Source organism: Mucilaginibacter agri, assembly GCF_009928685.1.
In the GTDB taxonomy this organism is placed as follows: Bacteria; Bacteroidota; Bacteroidia; order Sphingobacteriales; family Sphingobacteriaceae; genus Mucilaginibacter; species Mucilaginibacter agri.
The window spans coordinates 708,847-730,065 of the sequence record NZ_WWEO01000044.1 but is presented as its reverse complement, the minus strand read 5'-3'; the positions used below and the strand labels follow the sequence as shown (position 1 = coordinate 730,065).

Here is a 21,219-nt window from a genome sequence, read left to right as displayed (position 1 = left end):
AAATATTTCATTTTCTTTTGGGGGGTACGTTGTTTTCAAACGTCATCTCTTATTATAACCGAAATTATTTTCTTTTCATGAGGAGACCTTTACCCGTAGAAGTACTGGAGAAGTATATTAATGGAGAATGCACCCAAGCGGAAATAGCGTTGGTAAAACAATGGTATACTTCGTTTGAGAACGACCATGACGATATTTCTGATATAAGCCCGGCCGAAGAGAAAGCGCTGGAAGAGCGCATGTATCAAAATATTTTAAATAATATTAATACAGCCAACGGCAACAACCAACCGCTTATTGAACCTATAACGCGTAATTCTTACAAATGGTATAAGCTGGCAGGTGCTGCTGCGGTAATTTTGATTGTTGGCGCATTTGCGTTGTTAAATTATAGAACGAACCGCGGAAAGCAATCTTTAGATTCTGCAGAATCACAGTTTGTATCAATCACCAATAATTCGGGGCAATTATATAAATCAATCCTGCCGGATAACAGTTCGGTTTGGTTAAGTCCGCACGCCCAGTTAAGTTTCCCAAAAAAATTCGCTAAGCAATCGCGCATGGTATCCATGAAAGGCGAGTGCTTTTTTGAAGTTACTAAAAATCCGGAGCGTCCTTTTATTATCAGCAGCAACTCGATAGTAACCAAAGTATGGGGCACTAGCTTTTTAGTTAAAGACGAAGTGGAAGGAGGTGCTGCCGCTGTATCTGTGCTTACAGGTAAAGTTTCCGTAAGTGTTAAATCTAAGAAGGCAGCGTCGCTAAAAATCGAAGACGGTGAGGTAATGTTATATCCTCGCGAGAAAGTTACTTACCTGGCCGCAAGTCATGCACTGCAGCCCGAGCCTGCTCACGAAGAGCCCGAGTTAAAGATATGGACCCGGATGAACCTTTCATTTGATAATAAACCACTGAGTGAGATCATCCCTGTGTTGAACTCTAAATTCCACGTTCATATAAAAACCAACAGCGCAAAAGTTAACCATTATGTGCTTACAGCCGATTTAGCAGGTTTTAACCTGGCCGATGTGCTGGAGGCGCTTAAGAAATCATTGAACGTAAATTATCAGATCAGGAAAGATAGTATAGAACTTGTATAACCAATTAGTTTACCAAAACCAATATTGAATGAAAAACGAATTACAAACTTAGATCGGCTTCGCGGCGGTTACAAACCAGCCTAAAATAAAAAAACTTAGAAGTGTTGCAGCACTCCTAAGCTTTAAGATAAGCCCCGTTTGGAACGACACCATTGTATGGTGTATGGGCTTTAATTGTCTCATTTTTAACATAGAAACATAACAAATATATGAATTTTCGTTTACGAAGGCCAATCCCATGGGGGAAAATCATGAAGATTACGCTAAGCCAAATACTAATCACTGCGATGGTGAGCGGTATTACATATGCAAGCCCTTTAAAGGCACAAAGCGTGCTTGAAAAAACTGTAAATATCTCTTTAGAGAACACCAATTTACTGGATGTATTAACCTATCTGCAAAAAACGGATAACGTTAAATTTATCTACAGCAAAAATTCAATAGACGTTTCTAAGAAAGTATCTGTTAATTTCAGAAACCAGCCGCTTAAAGATGTGCTGGACCAGGTGCTTAAAACTAACGGTATCGACTACAGTGTAATGAAAGACAGAATTGTTCTTTCTAACGTTCAGCCCGCTGCCGCAAATGGTGTTACAGTACAAGGTGCTGCTGCATCGGCTGTAGCTGCAACTCCGGTAACCGGTAAAATTACCGACGACGCTGGTTTGCCGGTAATTGGCGCTACCATTGTTGAAAAAGGTACAACTAACGGTGTTACTGCCGGTGTAGACGGTTCATTTAAATTAAACGTTAGCGGCCCTAATGCTGTTTTGGTAGTTCAATTTTTAGGTTACCAGTCTAAAGAAGTTGTAGTTGGTTCACAAACTGTTATCAATGTTGTTCTGGCAGCAGATGTAAAAGCCCTTAACGAGGTAGTTGTTATTGGTTACGGTACACAAAAGAAAAGTGTAGTAACTGGTTCAATCAGCCACGTAGGTTCAAAAGATCTTGAAGATCAGGTGGTAACCCGTGTTGATCAGGCTTTACAAGGTCGTACATCAGGCGTAAACGTTGTACAAAGCAGCGGTTCTCCAGGTGCAAGTCCTACTATCCGTATCCGCGGTATTACATCTATCAACAACAGTAACCCATTATATGTAATTGATGGTGTTGTGGTATTAAATGGTGGCTTAGATAACGTTAACCCTAACGATGTTGAATCTATCGAGGTATTGAAAGATGCTTCTGCTGCAATTTATGGTTCACGTGCATCTGCGGGTGTTGTATTGGTTACTACCAAAAAAGGTAAATCTGGTACTCCGCAAATCGGCTACAGCGGTTACATGGGTATCCAAGGCCCTGTAAGCAAAGTTAAATTGGCCGATGCAAGCCAGTACGCTGCTTTAAGAAACCAATCTGTTACTAATGATGGTGGTACAGCTCCTTTTGCTAACCCAGCTCAATATGGTAAAGGTACAAACTGGCAAGATGAGATCTTCAGCAACAATGCGATGATCCAGAGCCATAACTTAAACATTTCTGGTGGTACTGATAAATCTTCTTACTATGTATCATTTGGTTACCTTAACCAGGATGGTATTGTGTTAAAAGATGTATCTAACTACAAACGCTACAACTTTGCGGTAAACACCAATTCTAAATTAAAGAAATGGTTAACCGTAGGCGAAAACTTCGCTTACACTTATATCAACAACCAAGGTTCATTTAATACCAACAGCGAATTTGGCGGTCCGTTAAGCTCATCATTAAACCTTGATCCTATTACTCCTGTTTTGCAAACCAACGCGGCTATTGCTGGTACTTACAACCAATATGCTGTTAAAAATGCTGCAGGCGTACCTTACGGTATTTCGCCTTACGTAGGTAACGAAATTACCAACCCACTTGCTTATGCTCAAACCATCCAGGGTAACTATGGTTGGTCGCACAATATGTTGGGTAATGCATTTGTTGAGATCGAGCCAATTAAAGGTTTAAAAGTTAAAACTCAGATCAACGGTAAACAAGCATTTTTCGGTAGCGAATCATTCACTCCGTTATATTACTTAAACTCTAACAACAGCAACATTACTAACCAGTCTGCTTACAGAGCAAGTAACCGTGGTTTAACCTGGAACTGGGATAACACTATCACTTATGCTAAAACCATCGGTTTACATAACTTCAGCGTTTTGGCAGGTACAAGTGCACAAGAATCAAACGAGGTTGACTTGAACGGTACTTATAACAACCTTCCGGTTAGTACTTTCGATCAGTCTTCATTCAACTTTGCGTTACCAGCAGCTAACAGAGTTGCAGGTGGTGGCGAGGTTCAGCCTTACCATACTTCATCTTACTTCGGTCGTGTTACTTACGATTACGATGAGCGTTACTTATTTACTGGTATCATCCGTCGCGATGGTTCTTCTAAATTTGGTACCAACAACGTATACGGTACATTCCCTGGTGCTGAGATCGGTTGGGTTGCTACCAGAGAAAAATTCTTCCCTAAAGATACCTTTATCGACTTCTTGAAATTCAGAGGTTCATATGGTTCTGTAGGTAACGAGCAATCTTTAGGTTATTTCCAATATACTTCTATTGTAAGCAGCGGTAAAAACTATGTGTTCGGACCAGACGGCTTAGCTATCGGTTATAGCACAAGTAACCCTGCTAACCCAGATTTGAAATGGGAATCTGTACACACTACCGACATCGGTTTTGACGCTGTTTTATTCCACAACTTCAACGTAACATTTGACGTTTATCGCAAAACAACCAAAGGTATGCTAGAGCAATTAGTTATCCCTGGTTATACCGGATACACTGCTCAGCCTTATGCTAACGTTGGTAGCCTTGAAAACAAAGGTTTTGAGTTAGAACTTAACTATAAAAATCATGTTGGTGCATTTAACTACAATGTTGGTGGTAACATCTCTTACAACAAGAATAACGTAACCGACTTAGGTCAAACTGCTTATTTAGATGGTGCAAGTTTCCAAGGTAGCGCTTATACACTGCAACGTACACAAGTTGGCCAGCCGGTTAGATCTTTCTATGGCTTTAACGAATTAGGTACATTTAAATCTCAGGCAGAAATTGATGCTTACACCCATAACGGTGCTAAAATTCAACCTAATGCTAAGCCAGGTGATTTCAAATGGCAGGATGTTAACGGCGATGGTGTAATTAACGATAAAGACCGTTCTTTCTTAGGTAATGCATTGCCTACCTGGACTTACGGTGTTAACGTTAGTGCTAACTACAAAGCATTTGACTTAAAAGTATTTGGACAGGGTGTATGGGGTAACAAATTATTCCAGGCTTACCGTCGTCTAGATTTGCCAACTGCTAACTATTCGGTTGATGCATTAAATGCATGGACCCCGTCAAATAACACAAGCAATTATCCGCGTTTAACAGATTCTGATCCGAACGGAAACTTAAAGAACCCATCAAACTTCTATTTACAGAGTGGTGCGTACTTCCGTATCAAAACTGCGCAAATTGGATACACCGTGCCAAAAGAATGGTTAAACAAAGTTGACATTAAGAAAGTTAGAATTTACTTAAGCAGCAATAACCTGGCTACCTTTACTAAATACAAAGGATTTGATCCTGAAGTTGGTGACGTAGGTGGTAACAACATATTTGGTGTTGACAGAGGTATTTATCCACAGTCACGTTCATTCTTAGTGGGTCTTGATATTACCTTATAATCATTTTAAAAATTGTACAACATGAAAAAGAGATATATAAAGTACGGAGCAGTTGTATTAATAGGCATCGGTGCCTTAGCTTCATGCAAAAAATCATTTTTGGAATTAGACCCTAAAGGTCAATTCCTGGAAGGAACTTACTACTCAACTCCAGATCAGGCATTTGCAGGTTTAGTAGCTGCTTATGATCCTTTGAATACCCAAACAGGTGGTTCTGACAATACTTACTCAGACCCGCTAGGTCCGCTTAACTCGGGTTCTGATGATTGCGTTGCCGGTGGTGGTAGCTCAACTGACCAGAACACCTGGCAGGCTATGAATGATATGACCATGTTAACCCCAGCAGTTGGCCCGCAAGGCGAATTCTGGAACATTAACTTTACCGGTGTAAACCACGCTAACTTAATTTTAAGTAAGTTAGAAGGTGCTGCTATACCAGGCCTTAGCACAAGCTTGCAGGCTCGCTACATCGCGGAAGCAAAGTTTTTACGTGGACACTATTACTTTGACCTGGTTCGTATATTCGGAAATGTGCCTTTGATTTTAAAGGTGTTAACCAGTGCGGATTTATACAATCAAAAACAAGTTGCCCCGGAGGCAGTTTATGCACAGGTTGAAGCAGATTTAACTGCTGCTATCCCTAATTTGCCTGCTACAGTTGCTGCATCAGAGAACGGTCGTGTTACCCAAGGTGCTGCTAAAGCATTATTAGGTAAAGTACTTCTTTACGAGAAAAAGTACGCTCAGGCTGCTGCCCAGTTTGCTGACGTAAACGGTACCCCAGGCGGTACAAGTACTTACGGTTATCACCTGCTAAGTAACTTTGGCGATATCTTTAGCCCAGATCACAAATTTAGCACCGAGTCTATTTTTGAGATTGCGCGTACAGGTAGCCAAAGCTATAGCTGGAACAACTGGAACCAATTTAAATCGAGCGTTTATACGCAAATGATTGGTGCAAGAAGCTTTAATGGGCCTATCTATTGGGCTGGTTGGGGTTTCAATCCGGTTACTACATCGTTAGCTACAGCGTTGAAAGGTGACCCTCGTTATGGTTACACTGTGCTTAACATGGATAGCTTGTCTAAGGCTACTAACAGCACTTATCAGCCAAGCTACCAAAACACTGGTTACTTTATCCAAAAGTATGCACCATTGTTGAAATACAAAGCTGCAACAGGTACAACCGAGCTTAACTTCCCTAACGATTATATCGAGATCCGTTTGGCCGATACTTACCTGATGGAAGCTGAAGCTTTAGTACAAGGTAATGGCGATGTAGCAAGAGCTGCAGCACTATTAAATGCTGTGCGTGCACGTGTAGGTTTAGCGCCTACAACTGCTACTTTAGCTAACATCCAAAACGAGCGTCGTTTAGAATTAGCTACAGAAGGTCACCGTTATTTCGACTTAGTAAGATGGGGCCTTGCGCCAACAGTATTGGCATCTAAGCACTTTACAGCAGGTAAAAACGAAATTTTACCTATCCCGCTTAATGAGCTTAATAATACTGTATTAGTACAGAATAAAGGATATTAATCCATTTATGATACCATTAAAACAGCCGGATAAATTATCCGGCTGTTTTAATTTGCATTGTGTATATTTGACACAATAAAACACTTTAAGTACTCCCGTACTTAGTATAATAATAAGCAGCATAGCGCGCTCAGTAATTTGTATCTGCACCTCATGAAAAGAAAAAATATATACCGGTTAGTGGCTGTATTTGTACTACCACTTATCCTTATTTTTTCTCAATGCCTGCAGGAAAATAAGAAGACTGATGATCCGCGAGGTAACTTATATGCAGGCTCTGCAAGTTGTATTAAATGCCATAAGGATATTTCGCAATCCTTTTTAAACACAGCACACCATTTTAGTACACGTAGCGGCGAACTAAAGAATATTCACGGTAGCTTTAGTAAAGATTCGAGCGTTTTTGCTTACAACGATAGCCTTAAAATAGTAATTGAGAAACAGGGTAAACGCCTGTTTCAGAATGCATATTTAAAAGGCAAGAAAATAGAATCACAGCCCTTTGATATCGTTTTTGGTGGTTCGAAGGCCGAGACTTATTTATACTGGAAAGGTAGTAAAACCTACCAGCTACCCTTATCCTATTTCGAAAACCTGCACAGCTGGACCAATAGCCCAGGTTACGAAGGCGATAAGGTAGATTATAACAGGCTTATCGGCTCGCGCTGTTTTGAGTGCCATGCTTCTTATATCAAACAGAAATCGCCGGAGTCTGGCGCCCTTCACCAGGAACCTGCTTTTGATAAAGCATCCCTGATTATGGGTATTGATTGCGAACGTTGCCACGGACCGGGTGCAAACCATGTAAATTATCATACCGAGTTCCCAGAAGAGAAGCAGGCTAAATACATTGTTAAGTTCGCTTCTTTATCACGTGGACAGAAGCTGGATGCCTGCGCTGTTTGCCACTCAAGTAGTAAAGAGCAGTTTCAAACTTCAGCATTCGGATTTAAGATGGGTGATACGCTTGCCAAGTTTAAAGATCCAAGCTTTTTGCCCGAAGATCCTAATCCGCCAACTTTGGATGTGCATGGTAACCAAAACGGACTGCTGGCAACCAGTAAATGCTTTCTAAAAAGCAATATGGATTGTAGCAATTGCCATAACACGCACGTTAATGAGAGTAATAATATGGCTATCTATTCGCAGCGCTGTATGGCTTGCCATAGCGAGGCCAAGCATAATTTTTGCACCATGGCCCCTAAACTAGGTGAGGTGGTCAAAAATAATTGTATTGATTGTCACATGCCCTTGAAGTCGTCAAATATTATTTCGGTCGAATCTTCTACGGGTAAAAAGGCCATTCCATATATGGTACGCACGCATCATATAGGGGTTTATCCGGAGGAAACTAAGAAGATAATGGCTTTTTTAAGTCAGAAGAAAATTGAACAAAACTAAATTGATTTTAAGTTATTGTATTAAAGGTCTTTAGCGCGTGAGATACGCTTAAGAAAGGGTCAAGTGAGATTGATCCGGATTTTAGTTGGTTATCATCTAATTGATAACTGTAGCGTTCCGGGGTGAGAGCCGGAACGCTTTTTTTATGCCCTGTTTGCTTCTTCTTCGCCGCGCTAGTTTTCATAGCCAACAACTTTTGGCTATAAGGCAATAAAAACTAAAATATTTGTAGTGGTGTTGCAATGTTGTTGCGACGATGAATATTTATGATTAAAAGTTTGAAAAGGGTCCCTATCCTTCGTTATATTCTAATAGTATTGCTGGTAATTGCCCTTTTTTCGGGTGCTTTTTACTTGTACGTTCGCTATAATAGCGCTCAAAAGCTCCAAAATAACATCGCAAAGCTAATTAGCATGCGCGAAAGCTCCGATATAATCGACAGCTGTTTACTCAATCTTTACAGCGCTGATAATAACAGTAGGCTCTATGCAATTACTGGAGATAGGAAATATGCCACTCTATTTTCTGAACAAATTAGTACCGTAAGTAAACAACTCGGGCGTATTAAGGTGGGCAACACTAATGTGGCTGTGTTAGACGCCGATAAATTAAGAGGACTGATTACGGAAAAGAAATCAAAAACACACAATTATGTGAGGCTAAGATTACTAACCGATAGCCTCATAGGATCTACCCTTAAGATAGACAGTATATTAACCCATCAAAGCACAAGACAGCGTACACCGGTTATCAAAACTGTTAAAACAATAGTACATATAGATACCATTAAGCAGGTTGATACCCCTAAACGGAAAAAATTCTTCGGAAGATTATTTGCTTCTATTGGCGGTAAAAGCAAGGAGAAAATAGTTGGGAGCACTGCCGGATCTGTAATTGTAAAAAGGGATACCGTAACTAAAACTACTATTCAATCGGGTGCTATTTATGACTCGATAGCACGCAAAAACCGTAAAAATCACACCAAGCTTTATACGGCAAATACCAAACTACGGGCCGATGAGCATGATATTCTGCTGATTAATAATAACCTTATCAGTGATATTATTTCTGAGCTGAGAAGATATAAAACCCTCGAACTTGCCTATGCGTCGGAAAGTAAAGCCGAGCTTGCGGGTAAGGTAACCAACGTGTTTAAAGATTATAACGCTTTGTCGAAGCTAACGCTTACCGCACTGGTGCTGCTGCTCATTGTAGTATTATACAACATCTGGAAGATACTGGATAATGAAATAACTATTATAGATCAATCTGACAAAGCCAGACTGTATGCTAATAATAAAAGCAATTTTATGGCTAGCATGAGCCACGAAATCCGTACACCCCTTAACTCGGTTATCGGGTTTTCGGAACAATTAGGCATGGGGAGATTCTCTGATGATCAGGCGCAACAGATTAATGCTATCAGAAGTTCGTCGCAAATGTTACTAGAGGTAGTTAACGAGATTCTGGATTTCTCGAAGTACGAGACCGGAAAGATGACCTTTGAGCAGCAACCATTTATGCTGTATAGTGCTTTAAATGATGTGCTTAACACCGTGAATATTCAGGCTGCTAAAAAGGGCCTATTGTTGAAGCATGATATTAAGTTTGACGAAGATTGCTGTGTTAGTGGAGACATATTGCGCCTTAAACAAGTAATTATGAACCTGCTGGTTAATGCTATCAAATTCACACCATCGGGTGAGGTGATGCTGCAGGCCAAATTAATGGCTTCGGCCAAGGGGCAGGTTATTCTTAAAGTGCGCGTTAAGGATACCGGTATCGGTATTAAAAAGCAGGATTTACCCGGTATATTCGATGAGTTTTCGCAGGTTGATGAGGCTCAGAAAATAACCCGCCATAAGGGTACCGGTTTGGGCCTGGCAATATGCAAAAAAATCATAGAATTGCAGGGCGGCCGTATTAAGGCTATCAGCGAAATGGGTAAAGGCTCCGTATTTAGCTTCGAATTGCCGCTAACCATGGCAAGCAAAGATGACTGTGTTGCCGAAAAGCAAATCAGCTCTGATGAATTGGCCAAAGTGGTTGCGGGCGCCCACGTATTACTGGCAGAGGATAACGAATTAAATGTGCTGCTAGCCAAAACCATCTTAAAAAAATGGAACATCACCTGCGATGTAGCTTATAACGGTCAGCAGGCTATTGAACTATTTGAGGAGCGTATATACGATGTGGTGTTAACAGATATACAAATGCCAATAATGGGTGGGCTCGAGTTGTTGTCGCTGATCAGAAAATCGCCAAATGCTTTAAAGGCCGAGGTACCGGTGATAGCATTTACGGCCAATATTTTAAAAGAAGCACGGGATGCTTATTATAAAGCAGGTATGGATGATATTATATTAAAACCGTTTAACGAGCGCAGCCTGATAGAGAAGATAAGCAACACGATAAAAAATAAGTTTAACAACACCTATAAGTTTCTGTCGCAAAATATGGCGAATACCGAAGATGAGATAGAAGAAAAGAAAGTTGGCTAAGACAGCGCAACGCCATGTTGTTTTCTGAATAATACAGGCGAAATATCAGTATGCTTTTTAAAGTAATTACTAAAATGCGCAGATTCTGTGAAGCCCAATCGATACGCTATTTCTTTTATAGATACAGCTGAATTCTGAAGTAAGGACTTAGCTTCGGAAATGGTCTTTTCGGCTATCCAGGTACTAATTGCTTTGCCGGTTTTGCTCTTAATTACACTGCTGAGGTAGTTTGGGTGCAAGTTTTGAGCGTCCGCATATTCCTGCACGCGGAAGACATGGTCGGCGGCGCCATTGCTGAGGTCGCGGTAGTGTTTTTCCAGGTTACGTTTAAAATTCTTGACGATTTCCGAACTGCGGTTTCCCTCATAAATAGGGTTGTAATCCTTCCAGAAATACTCTTTGATCTTTAACAGCATTACCACAAAAAGGCTGCCTATCATACGATTGCGGTATGGAGAGTGCGAGTTATACGCCCTGGCTATTTGCTCATACAGTTGCTCAAATTCTGCAAAAAGCGCTTCATTTAATACCCTGGGCGGTACTGTTTCGGCCAGCATAAACGGAAACTCTTCAAAAATATCGGCGTGCACGTTTTCCTTTAAAAACGATTCGCTTAGGGTGATCATGTAAACGTCGTTCAGTTGATGCCATTCGAACGATTTGTAGTGACCCGGGTTGGTGAAATAAATAGTACCGGGTTCAGTGTCAAAGATCTTGTCGTCTGTAGTGTATTTCCCTACCGAGTTTTTTACAAAAACAAACGAAAAGAAATTGGCCCTGAACACCGGCGATATATAAGGCGTTTCGGTATGTATGTCCTTGAGATTATGAACGTCAAATTCGCTATGATCATCAATTCTGTCAACCGGTAAATGAAGGTATTTGTAAAGGTCCTTTATCCGGTTAAAGATCAGCAACTTTTCTTCCTTCATTGCAATGCAATTAAACTTCGGCCAAATATTTATGCACAAAACTAATGGCCATAGAGCCTTCACCCACTGCAGATGCCACACGGTTCATGGCGCCTGCACGTACATCGCCTGCGGCAAAAATGCCGGGGCAGCTTGTTTCTAATAAATAAGGGTCGCGTTTAGATTTCCATATTTTTTTAAATCCGTCGTTACGATGCAGGTCTGACCCTGTTTCTACAAAACCCCGATCATCTGTAATAATAGCATCGCACAGCCAATCTGTATACGGCTTAGCGCCGATGAAGATATAAAGTGCAGCAGCGTCTACTGTTTTGGTTTCGCCGGTTTTGAGATCTTCGATTATCAATTGCTCCAACCTGTCAGAACCTTTGGCCTCTTTCACTTCCGTGCACGACAGAATTGTGATGTTTTCAACACCTTTAATCTGATCGATAAGGTACGACGACATGGTTGACGAAAGGTCGGGCTTGCGTATGATGATGTATACATGCTTTGCAAATTTGGAAAGGTACATAGCCCCCTGGCCGGCCGAGTTACCGCCGCCAACTACATACACCAATTTATCGCAACAGGCCGAAGCCTCTGTGGTAGCTGCGCCATAGTAAACGCCTGCTCCGGTAAAATCAGATATACCGGGAGTATCCAATTTACGGTAATCAACCCCAGTTGTAATTACAATGGCTTTGGTGGTAATGGTGGTATCATCATCAAGGGTGATCATTTTATAACCATCCTTAAAGTTGATCTCTTTAACTTCCTGAGGGGTTAAAAATTCGGTGCCAAATCTGGATGCCTGGGTTAAGGCACGACGGGTAAGGTCGGAACCACTCAAGCCAGTTGGAAAGCCCAAATAGTTTTCTATTCTCGAGCTGGTACCTGCCTGTCCGCCGGGCGATTTACGCTCGATCAATAAAGTCTTTAATCCCTCCGAAGCACCATATACCGAAGCTGCTAAACCCGCAGGGCCGGCACCAATAATAGCTACGTCGTAAACCTCGCTTTTAGCTTTAGAGCTAAGCCCGATTTTTTCGGCCATCTCCAGCATTGATGGCGAAAGTGCTATGCTGCCATCCGTATAAACAACAGCGGGCAAATCTTTAGCATCAATTTTATTGATAGATAGCATACTTTTGCCCTCATCGGTATCTATATCTACCCATAAATAAGGCACCAAATATGCTGTTAAAAAGGCCTTGATATCATGCGTTTTAGGCGAAAAGTTGTAGCCTAATAATTTAATACCGCTAAAGTCGGGGCGGTAGTGGCTCTGCCAGTCATCTAGCAGGTCGTCAACCACAGGGTATAATTTTTCCTGCGGTGGGTCCCACGGTTTACTTAGGTAATAATCGAGCTTTACTTCGTTAATTGCTTTAATAGCTGCGTCGGTATCGGAGTAGGCGGTAAGCAAAATGCGCTTGGCATCGGGGTAAAACTCAATGGTTTTAGTTAAAAAGTCAACGCCTTCCATTTCGGGCATGCGTTGGTCTGATATAAACATGGCTACTACTTCGCCTTTGTTTTTTAGCTCAACTAAACTGGCTAATGCTTCGTTAGCAGAGGTAGTACTCAGTATGCGGTATTCGTTGTGGTATTGTACCCTTAAATCGCGACTAATTGCCCTTAGTACGCTGTTGTCGTCATCTATAGAAAATATTATGGGTTGTTTCATGGCAAGAGTGTGTTTTAGAAAATATTACTATTTCTCGTCAATAGGAATGCAAACAAAAAATGAGGTTTTGCCGGGCTCCGATTTTAATTTAACCGATCCATGGTGCTGCTCTATAATGCGCATTACCACATCGAGGCCTAAGCCGGTTCCCTCACCAATATCTTTAGTGGTAAAGAAAGGGTCAAATATCATGGAGCTAATCTCTTCGGGTATGCCCGGGCCATTGTCTGTAATGGTAACTACTACATTGTTCCTTTCTTTTTTGGTGTTAATTGTTAAAATGCCTTTTCCGTTTACAGCCATGGCATCAATGGCGTTGTCAATAATATTGGTCCATACCTGGTTTAGTTCGCCTGCCAACGCTTTGGCCAAAGGTAGGTCGTGGGCAAAATCTGCCACTATTTCTACATTGGCTTTCTTAATCTTGTAGTTAAGCATGGTTAACGTGCTCTCGAGGCCGGTGTGGATATTGATATATTGCTTATCGCCACCACGATCCATATGGCTAAAGTTTTTCACAGCGCCCACCAATTCAGAGATCCGGCTGGATGCCTCTTCAATCTCTTTTACAATTCTGCTGGTGGTTAAGTGGTAGCTTAGCCATTTAAAAACCGGAATTAATGCATGTTCTGGCGGTATAGCTGCCAGGCTTTCCAAGTCTTCTATTGTGAAGCCGTCGTATACCAGTACTTCCGCGAAGGCATAGTCATTTATGCCTTGGTCCATCAGCCAATCCGTAAACTCATCTTCTTTGGCAGATTTTTCGAGCATGCTCAGTTCGGGTTTATCTGGCCGGTCTATAATCTCGTGCAAACGTTCCTGAAATAGCTCCATCTGTCCATGATCAAGCTTAAGGCCAGCTGTTTGTTTAAAGATCTTAGGTATATTGTTCAGCAGTTCGGCAAGTGATGATGCATTACGGCCAATAGCAGCAGCAGGATTATTCAACTCATGCGCTAGGCCTGCGGAGAGCTTGCCTAAGGCAAACATCTTTTCGTACTGCTGCTGCCTTGTGGTAGCAAACCTAACACGGGTTATCATGGTGTGTACCAAAGCCTCGGTAAGTTCGAAGTACATTTTAGTGGCCTTCTGTATATTTTCGATAGGTACCGACATCACCAGGGCTTCCTGTATACAGATAACGCGCACGATAGACACTTTTCCGCGGGAATAGGGTAAATAACCGCTGATAGTACCAGGTTCGGAAATGCCGATCTCATTGATCTGGTTTCCTTGTTGGATATATACACTAAATTTACCTTCTAACAGAAAACTGGTAGCCGTAAAGGTATCTCCGATTTCAAAAATAGTTTCGCCTACTGCAAACTCACGGCATTCGCCATTATCCAAAAGCCATTGCAATTGGTCATCAGGTACTTCAGATAGGGGTTCAAAACTTTTTAACAGTTCAACAGTACATTGCTGCATAACAAGATGTTTTATAAGTTGTAAATACCAAAGACGGTATTAGGTGGTAGAAAAATGTCAGTTGCGTAGATACTGCCAAGATACGCACAGTATTATAAATCAGATAATATTTGTAACTAAATATTGCTGTGTGAGTGCAAATATGCGCACTGTAATGTCAAAACAATATTAAATTATGGTTTACAAAAATGCCGGTAGCTTAAACAAGACTGCCGGCATCGGTAACTGAAAATTTATTAATATATGTAGGGGGCGGTTATTGGCACATCCAAGTTCCTTTTTCGTGAAAGTTGATCAATTGAAGCATAACGTCAATTGCTATCTCGTAATTTTTGGCTCCAACCAGTTTTTTATATTGTTCCTCAAGCTTGAGGATTTGGTTTTTAACATGTTGGTAAAACTTCTCGCCATCAGCGGTTAAATACAAAGTCATGGAGCGTGCGTCTGTCTGGCTTTTTTCGCTTCTTACCATGTTTAGGCTTTCCAGTTCTTTAATAATCTTACTGGTGGCCTGTTTAGTAACATTCAATCGTTCGGCAAGTACGCTATTTGAAATGCCGGTACGGCCTATCGACATAAATAATGGCAAGTGCGAATAGTTAAAACAAGGCTGATCACCGCAGCATAGCTGTTTACTAATCCACTCGTCGGTAAAGCGTTTCAGCAGGTATACAAGTTTAACAGCAATTCTCTTTGAGTCTTCAGCAGTTTCCATATTTAATATCTTTCTGGTCTTAAAGTCAGAGTGGCTAATGCCTTATCTGCGTTAATCCCCTATATTATAAACGGTCGTTAGTCAACTAAGTTTACGAATTTATTATTAAAAATCAAATTTAACTAATGCTCTCACACCCCATTTCGGCGCACCCGGATTATCCAGGTAAGTAAAACGCCTAACCATATCGAGCCTTAATATCTTGAAGATATTACCCACACCAACGCTACCCTCTATGTAAGGACCGTTGTTAAGCGCGTGGGTTGTTGCCACACCCTGATCGTTAACCGGGTATTGCAATAATGCAGGGTTATTATCTGGATTATTTTCTGGTCTTACACCACCCCAAAGTGCTTTAACATCAATAATCTCACGTAATTTCAAATCTTTTAGCAACGGCACTTTGTTAAAGAAGAAGCCGTTGAAATTATGGTCGAGGTTAACGCTTGCATAGTGGTCGCTCACAAACTCCAGGAAGTTCATTAAGTTGTATGATTGCAATTGCAAAGCATAAGTTTGGTTGGCATGGTGAATGTCTGACAGTGGGAAAGGCACGGTGCCAAATATGTAGTTACCTTCAACAGTTACATCGGTATAACCTAACTGCGACATGTAAAAACGTTTGTTGACATTGCCTGTTACGTTCTCGTATTTATAATTACCACCTAAAAATCTCACGCCTTGATTGTAACGTAAGGTAAAGATTGGGTATTTATCAATGATAGGGATACGATATAATTTACCTTGATAAAATCTTTCGTGAGGGGCGTAGCGTAATTCTAACGAAAACTCTGTAGTATTTAACTGATTAACGTTACTGATGCTGCTGTTAATATCCGCGCTGTTAGTAGGTAAGCTACCATAGCCATTAAGGAAATACAGTGAACCTGCTGCGCTCTGATTCCATTTTTTGAAACCTACTTTATATGAGAAGTGGTTTAAAAACTCGTGCACATAATCTAAACGGAAGATGTCATTATACAACCACATGTCGTTATCACCACGTTTGAACGATAGCAAGAAATTATCTTCCTGAACAAATTGTAATTCCTGACCAGGGATTTTGGTATCATGCTGGAAACTTGCCCTGATATAATTTTGAGGGAAAGAATAGATCGACTTGTCGTTAAGCGAATAAGTGCTGCTTAAAAAGTACTTGAATTTTTGGTCTTTGGTGCCATAAGCGCCATAAGTTTCCAGGTAATAACGTTTGCTGAAAGTAGGGGTAGTACGGCCACCAATACGTGGGCGAAAACCTTCTACCGGGTTAAAACTATAAAATGTATTAACGGGGCCAACTTCAAACGGTCCGTAGTTCTTATAACCGGCAACAAACAGAGTAACCAGATCCATAGTGCGTTTAAACGATGGGATGGTTTGTAAGCTGTCGATGTTTTTATAGATAGCAGCCTGGGCAGCAGGCAAAGTATCCGGGCGGCTCATCATCCAGTAACGGTCATCTTTGGTATCTGAAGCCTGCGCTATAACTTGGGCAGGGCCATCATACGTTTGCTTAGGACGGGGCGTGTTAATGGCAAAGTTGGTTAGTATAACTTTACGTTCGCCATAAATACCACCACCTTTGTTTTTGTTAAGGCCGAAGTCCATTTTCAGGTCGCTTTGGCTTAGGTGATATTTACCGTCGGCACTTTTATCAAATGCCAAGGTTGCCTGCATCTGGCGCACAAAGTTTAAGTTAATGTTTTTGTTAACGGTTAACTCAGCGCTTTCTACAGCATAGTTACCATCCATAGTTACATACAACTTACCTTCAAAAAGGAGGTCGTTGGTGTTACGGGGTGTAAAGCTTAACTCAATTAAGTTAGGCGATTGGTCTTTAAGTGTATCGGTAATAAAAAACTTATAGAAATCAGGGGAATGATCGGCAATAGGACTTAAGATCTGGTTGGTAAGCAACGAAACGTTGTTATCATAGATATTAATGTCCTGATATATACGGTTGAAGTAAGAAGAAAGTCCCTGATTGTCTATAAAGTTCTCATCGTATTTTACTTGTTTGTTGGCCTCTACAATTTGTTTTTTGGTAAAAGGTGCCTTGCGGAAATAGTTTTGCGAAAGCTTTTCTTCCATGTAGATAGGCAACAGGTTTTTACCACCTATTTGGGTAGAATCCTGCTCCTGGAATAAGAACTGATAGTTTTTAAACAGGCGTTTGTTTTTGAATTTTTCGGACAGGTTGCTTAGATAAAAATTCATACGCTCGTACTGTTTGTACTCGCTGTAATCGTAATTCTCTAAACGGTTCTGGCTTTTGTGGGCAATAACCTTGCGGATCAGTTCCACAGCCGGGTTGTCTTTGTTACGGTATTTAGCTTTTTTACCACCTTTAACAACTACCTCGCCAAGTAAACGGGTATCAACACCTAAGGCGATGTTAATGGTTTGCTCTTTACCTGGCTCAATAGCTCTTACCACAGTTTTATAACCTACAAATGAAACCTTAATTTGGTTATAAGTAGCGTTAGAGGTAGTGATTGTGAATTTACCATTGTTATCTGTGCTGATACCTTGCGTACTGCCGGCAAATACCACCGTAACATAAGGTAAAGTTTCTTTGGTTTTAGCATCGGTAACTGTACCTCGTACAACGGTGTTTTGGGCCTGCGCAAACAGGGTAGTACTTATTAATAAAAGCAGCAGTAAAGTGCTTTTATATCGGAGTTTGGTTAATATCTTTTTCATTGTTTTTGGGAGCGTGATTTAGTTTATGAAGGAGTGGTTGTTATGATCAAAAAATGACGAACCGCTTTTAATCGGCTGGGCATTTGAAAGTGGTTTAGCAGTATTAACACGGGTTAAACTAACAAGTGCCTGTGCATAGCTACGGATAGATAGTACCAGGAACTCCATATTAATATCTGCACCTAATAGATTTTGCTTTAACCCTTCATTTAAAGCATCAACTACATAGGTTTTTATAGCGTTGCCCGACACTGCATTTAACTGCAGGTTCACCTTTGGTAAATGCAATTGAACAGGGTTCCTTAATGCAAGCTTGTGGCGAAGCGCAACAAGTTTTGCCGGGAAACTGCTAAAAGCATTTTGGTGTAAGTCGAGCGATTTCATGATTCTTTCTGATTGACGCTACAAAGGTAAACTAAGTTGACTATATTGGTCAACTTAGTTTACGATTTTGCGGTAGTTTTAACAGTCTAATGACACTTCTATATATTTTAATAAGAGTTATGATATAAGCGGGTCGGCTAATAATATTCGAGATAGACGCCGATAGTGTGTTTATGTTACACTAACTATCTTTAAATTTATCTGTCTAATTAAATGCCAGTGTTGTAAATTACTGTTAATCAATAATTTATAAAATGTCATAGAAATGTTGAATAACTATATATCAATTAAGTGCGATAAAATCACGATATATCGAACGGCGAAATAGTTTGGCTAATCAAAAGAGATGGTTAAGTTTATTAAGGTTACTTTCTTAATAAATAATGGCTGTAGGTGCGGGTGTATGTTGATGCATTTGCATGCTACCGATACAAATGATATTTGAGTGGTGGCAAATCTTTTTAATGATTTTTATTGATATTAGTTGGAACAATTGCGGCGAAAAATCATTTTACAAAAATTATACTGTAAATAGCCGCCATAACATGTTTTGTTATGATGAAATATCAGTGTGGTAAAAGATCAGCTTCAAGACAATTTATGTATTTTAAAAACACCTGCCTTTATACGCTCAAACTATCTCTGTTAATTGCTTTAATAAGTATCTGCTTTTCTGCCTATGCTCAATCGCCGATAATTGGCGATAGTATCAAAGTGGCGATAGAACCGGGTTATGATAGCGTGGGTAAATCGCAGCGGTTTTTCTTTGGCGAAAACTATCGTCATTTATGGTCGGCCCCGGTTAAGATCAAAGTATTTCATTTAAATAGCGAAAAGGGGGGCCTGAAGATTGAGCAGAAAGGCGGCGGTATGCAAACCAAATCGCTAAGGCTCAAAGATTCAACCGGGCAGGAGTGGGTTTTGCGTACTATACAAAAATATCCGGATGCGGTATTACCGGCCACACTGAGGCCAACTGTTGCTGCCGCCATTATACAAGATCAGATTTCGGCAGAGCATCCTTTTTCGGCATTAATTGTACCGCCGCTCGCCCAGGCGCTTGGCGTGCCGCATGCAAACCCGCAAATTGTTTATGTGCCAGATGATCCCGGTTTGGGCGAGTTTAGGAAAGACTTTGCCAATCAGGTTTTTTTGTTCGAGGAACGGGAGCCCGGTGACGAGAAAACGGATAACACACCAAAAGCACAAAAGAAACTACAAAACGATAACGATAACCGCGTTGACCAGAAACTGGTATTAAGGGCGCGATTACTCGACTTTTTACTGGGCGACTGGGATCGCCACGAAGACCAATGGCGCTGGGAGCGAGACGGGGATAAAGACAGCATTGTATATAAACCCGTACCGCGTGACCGTGATCAGGTTTTTTACAGCACATCTGGCGTTGTTGCCTGGTTAGTGTCGAGGCACCTGATGATGGCCAAATTTCAGGATTACCACGGGCGTATCCGATCCATCAACCGTTGGAACCTGAATGCCCGGAACTTTGACCGTTACTTTTTAAACGGCTTGAATGAGCAAGATTGGGAAGAAGCAATTGCGTACGTGCAAAACAAGCTTAACGATAAGCTGATAACTGATGCTATTAAGTTAATGCCCGATACCATTTATCAACTATGCGGAGCAGATCTTACCCAAAAAATGATTTCGCGCCGTAATGTGTTGAAGGAACAGGCTTTAAAATATTATCGTTTTATATCTACATATGTAGATGTGCCGGCGTCTGACAAACGCGAGAAATTTGAGATCGTAAACCAGCCTGATGGAAAGCTTTCTGTAACCATTAATAAATTTAAGGACGAGAAGGAAGGTAAAGTTACTTATCAACGGACGTTCGATCCAAAGGATACGCGAGAGGTAAGACTTTACGGATTTGATGGTAAAGATGAGTTTAACGTTAAGGGCGACCATTCGTCGTCTATTAAAGTACGGATGATAGGCGGCGACGGCGAGGATACTTTTAAAATAGACAGCAACGTGCACAACAAGCACAACCTGGTTATATATGACAGGGCAGATCAGAAGAACAACCTGCCACCATCCAACCAGGTCCGTATCCGCACCTCTACAGACACTGCTGTTAATAATTATGAGAGTAAAAACTTTAAATACGACTTTCTGCAACCCCTAATTTATGGCAGTTACAATAAGGATTACGGGGTGCAGTTTATAGGTAATTTTGTGTATCAAAAACAAGGCTTCCGTAAAGAACCTTATGCCTTTAAACAAAACCTGTTGGTTAACTATGGTTTTGCCACAAGCTCGTTGATGCTAAACTATAATGGCGAATTTAAACAGGTAACCGGCAAAAGCGATCTGATTGTAAATGTGCTTTCTAAAGGGCCTCATTATAGCAGCAACTTTTTTGGAGTGGGTAACGAGTCGGTATTTATTGATGAGGGCGATAAAAAGATCCATTATTATCGCGGTATCTATAATTATGTAGGTGCCGATGTAAGGCTGAGACATACATATGGCAAGTGGAAGGTAAGCGGCGGCTTGTTGGGCCAGTTTTATGATGGCGACGAAGATGATAATGGCGACAGATATTTGAACGTTTATAATCAGGAACATCCAGACGAAAAGGTTTTCGGCTCGCACGCCTATGCGGGTTTAGTAGGAAGTTTCTCATTAGATACCCGCGATAAAGAATCCGAACCGCATAAAGGTGTTTACTGGGTTACAGCGCTTACGGGTATGCAGGGCCTTATTCACGGCGATCGTACCTATGGACAAGTTTTAACGGAGTTCAGCTCTTATTTTAATCCCGACAGAGATTCCATATTTGTTATTGCAGCTCGCATTGGTGGCGGTACTACAATTGGCGATGCGCAATATTTTCAACAAATGAAACTGGGCGGCAGTCAAAACTTAAGGGGGTATTATTTATGGCGTTTTGTAGGTAAAACCATGGCTTATAACAACATGGAGCTAAGATTAAGATTGGGTTATATCCGATCATATGTTTTGCCGGGCACTATCGGGTTAATAGCCTTTAATGATGTGGGTAGGGTATGGTCGCCAGGAGAATCTTCGGATGTATGGCACGATGGATATGGTGGTGGTTTTTGGTTTAGTCCTGCCAGGTTAATATTGGTTCAGGCGGTGTTGGGGCTTTCTAAAGAGGGCGCATACCCTTATATATCGGCTGGGTTTAGGTTTTAACC

At 41.1% G+C, this 21,219-nt stretch carries 12 protein-coding genes; 6 read left to right on the top strand and 6 right to left on the bottom strand.

The annotated features are described in order from the left end of the window. The first annotated feature begins 77 nt into the window (after nucleotides 1-77). The 5 genes from GSY63_RS19320 to GSY63_RS19300 all read left to right on the top strand — a co-directional run bounded on the left by GSY63_RS19320 (nucleotide 78) and on the right by GSY63_RS19300 (nucleotide 10,200). Nucleotides 78-1,100 (top strand): FecR family protein, encoded by a 1,023-nt coding sequence (locus GSY63_RS19320; protein ID WP_166587464.1) that lies wholly within the window; start codon nucleotides 78-80, stop codon nucleotides 1,098-1,100. Between the two features lie 251 nt (nucleotides 1,101-1,351). Beyond that, nucleotides 1,352-4,759, top strand: a complete 3,408-nt coding sequence (locus tag GSY63_RS19315; protein ID WP_166587463.1) for a TonB-dependent receptor — start codon at nucleotides 1,352-1,354, stop codon at nucleotides 4,757-4,759. 21 nt (nucleotides 4,760-4,780) lie between these two features. After that, nucleotides 4,781-6,298, top strand: a complete 1,518-nt coding sequence (locus GSY63_RS19310) for a RagB/SusD family nutrient uptake outer membrane protein (protein WP_166587462.1) — start codon at nucleotides 4,781-4,783, stop codon at nucleotides 6,296-6,298. A gap of 153 nt (nucleotides 6,299-6,451) precedes the next feature. After that, on the top strand, nucleotides 6,452-7,699 hold the full coding sequence (locus GSY63_RS19305; RefSeq protein ID WP_166587461.1) for a cytochrome c3 family protein: 1,248 nt from the start codon (nucleotides 6,452-6,454) through the stop codon (nucleotides 7,697-7,699). Nucleotides 7,700-8,112: 413 nt separating this feature from the next. After that, a complete protein-coding gene (locus GSY63_RS19300) occupies nucleotides 8,113-10,200 on the top strand; it encodes an ATP-binding protein (protein ID WP_166587460.1) in 2,088 nt (695 codons plus the stop codon). On the opposite strand, the gene GSY63_RS19295 is transcribed toward GSY63_RS19300, so the two are convergent. From GSY63_RS19295 to GSY63_RS19270, 6 genes are all read right to left on the bottom strand, one after another. Further along, the gene (locus tag GSY63_RS19295) at nucleotides 10,197-11,132 is read right to left on the bottom strand and encodes a helix-turn-helix domain-containing protein (protein WP_166587459.1); all 936 of its coding nucleotides are present in this window, start codon (nucleotides 11,130-11,132) and stop codon (nucleotides 10,197-10,199) included. The two genes, GSY63_RS19300 and GSY63_RS19295, sit on opposite strands and share 4 nt — an antisense overlap. 10 nt (nucleotides 11,133-11,142) lie before the next feature. Next, nucleotides 11,143-12,801: an FAD-dependent oxidoreductase gene (locus GSY63_RS19290; RefSeq protein WP_166587458.1), complete on the bottom strand. Its 1,659-nt coding sequence runs from the start codon at nucleotides 12,799-12,801 to the stop codon at nucleotides 11,143-11,145. Nucleotides 12,802-12,828: 27 nt separating this feature from the next. Beyond that, complete coding sequence (locus tag GSY63_RS19285; protein ID WP_166587457.1) at nucleotides 12,829-14,229, bottom strand: ATP-binding protein; 1,401 nt, start codon at nucleotides 14,227-14,229, stop codon at nucleotides 12,829-12,831. A 256-nt stretch (nucleotides 14,230-14,485) separates the two neighbouring features. Beyond that, nucleotides 14,486-14,944 (bottom strand): MarR family winged helix-turn-helix transcriptional regulator, encoded by a 459-nt coding sequence (locus GSY63_RS19280; protein WP_166587456.1) that lies wholly within the window; start codon nucleotides 14,942-14,944, stop codon nucleotides 14,486-14,488. Nucleotides 14,945-15,049: 105 nt separating this feature from the next. After that, entirely contained in the window at nucleotides 15,050-17,647 is a 2,598-nt protein-coding gene (locus tag GSY63_RS19275; protein WP_166587455.1) for a DUF5686 and carboxypeptidase-like regulatory domain-containing protein, read from the bottom strand. Nucleotides 17,648-17,665: 18 nt separating this feature from the next. Next, the gene (locus GSY63_RS19270) at nucleotides 17,666-18,031 is read right to left on the bottom strand and encodes a hypothetical protein (RefSeq protein WP_166587454.1); all 366 of its coding nucleotides are present in this window, start codon (nucleotides 18,029-18,031) and stop codon (nucleotides 17,666-17,668) included. A 600-nt stretch (nucleotides 18,032-18,631) separates the two neighbouring features. On the opposite strand from GSY63_RS19270, the gene GSY63_RS19265 reads away from it, so the two are divergent. Beyond that, the gene (locus GSY63_RS19265; protein WP_166587453.1) at nucleotides 18,632-21,217 is read left to right on the top strand and encodes a BamA/TamA family outer membrane protein; all 2,586 of its coding nucleotides are present in this window, start codon (nucleotides 18,632-18,634) and stop codon (nucleotides 21,215-21,217) included. Nucleotides 21,218-21,219 lie beyond the last annotated feature (2 nt).

What these genes read in the sequence shown, in the direction of transcription:
- GSY63_RS19320 (WP_166587464.1), top strand. Translation starts at nt 78, where the DNA reads ATGAGGAGACCTTTACCCGTAGAAGTACTGGAGAAGTATATTAATGGA.
- GSY63_RS19315 (WP_166587463.1), top strand. Translation starts at nt 1,352, where the DNA reads ATGAAGATTACGCTAAGCCAAATACTAATCACTGCGATGGTGAGCGGT.
- GSY63_RS19310 (WP_166587462.1), top strand. Translation starts at nt 4,781, where the DNA reads ATGAAAAAGAGATATATAAAGTACGGAGCAGTTGTATTAATAGGCATC.
- GSY63_RS19305 (WP_166587461.1), top strand. Translation starts at nt 6,452, where the DNA reads ATGAAAAGAAAAAATATATACCGGTTAGTGGCTGTATTTGTACTACCA.
- GSY63_RS19300 (WP_166587460.1), top strand. Translation starts at nt 8,113, where the DNA reads ATGCGCGAAAGCTCCGATATAATCGACAGCTGTTTACTCAATCTTTAC.
- GSY63_RS19295 (WP_166587459.1), bottom strand. Translation starts at nt 11,132, where the DNA reads ATGAAGGAAGAAAAGTTGCTGATCTTTAACCGGATAAAGGACCTTTAC.
- GSY63_RS19290 (WP_166587458.1), bottom strand. Translation starts at nt 12,801, where the DNA reads ATGAAACAACCCATAATATTTTCTATAGATGACGACAACAGCGTACTA.
- GSY63_RS19285 (WP_166587457.1), bottom strand. Translation starts at nt 14,229, where the DNA reads ATGCAGCAATGTACTGTTGAACTGTTAAAAAGTTTTGAACCCCTATCT.
- GSY63_RS19280 (WP_166587456.1), bottom strand. Translation starts at nt 14,944, where the DNA reads ATGGAAACTGCTGAAGACTCAAAGAGAATTGCTGTTAAACTTGTATAC.
- GSY63_RS19275 (WP_166587455.1), bottom strand. Translation starts at nt 17,647, where the DNA reads ATGAAAAAGATATTAACCAAACTCCGATATAAAAGCACTTTACTGCTG.
- GSY63_RS19270 (WP_166587454.1), bottom strand. Translation starts at nt 18,031, where the DNA reads ATGAAATCGCTCGACTTACACCAAAATGCTTTTAGCAGTTTCCCGGCA.
- GSY63_RS19265 (WP_166587453.1), top strand. Translation starts at nt 18,632, where the DNA reads ATGTATTTTAAAAACACCTGCCTTTATACGCTCAAACTATCTCTGTTA.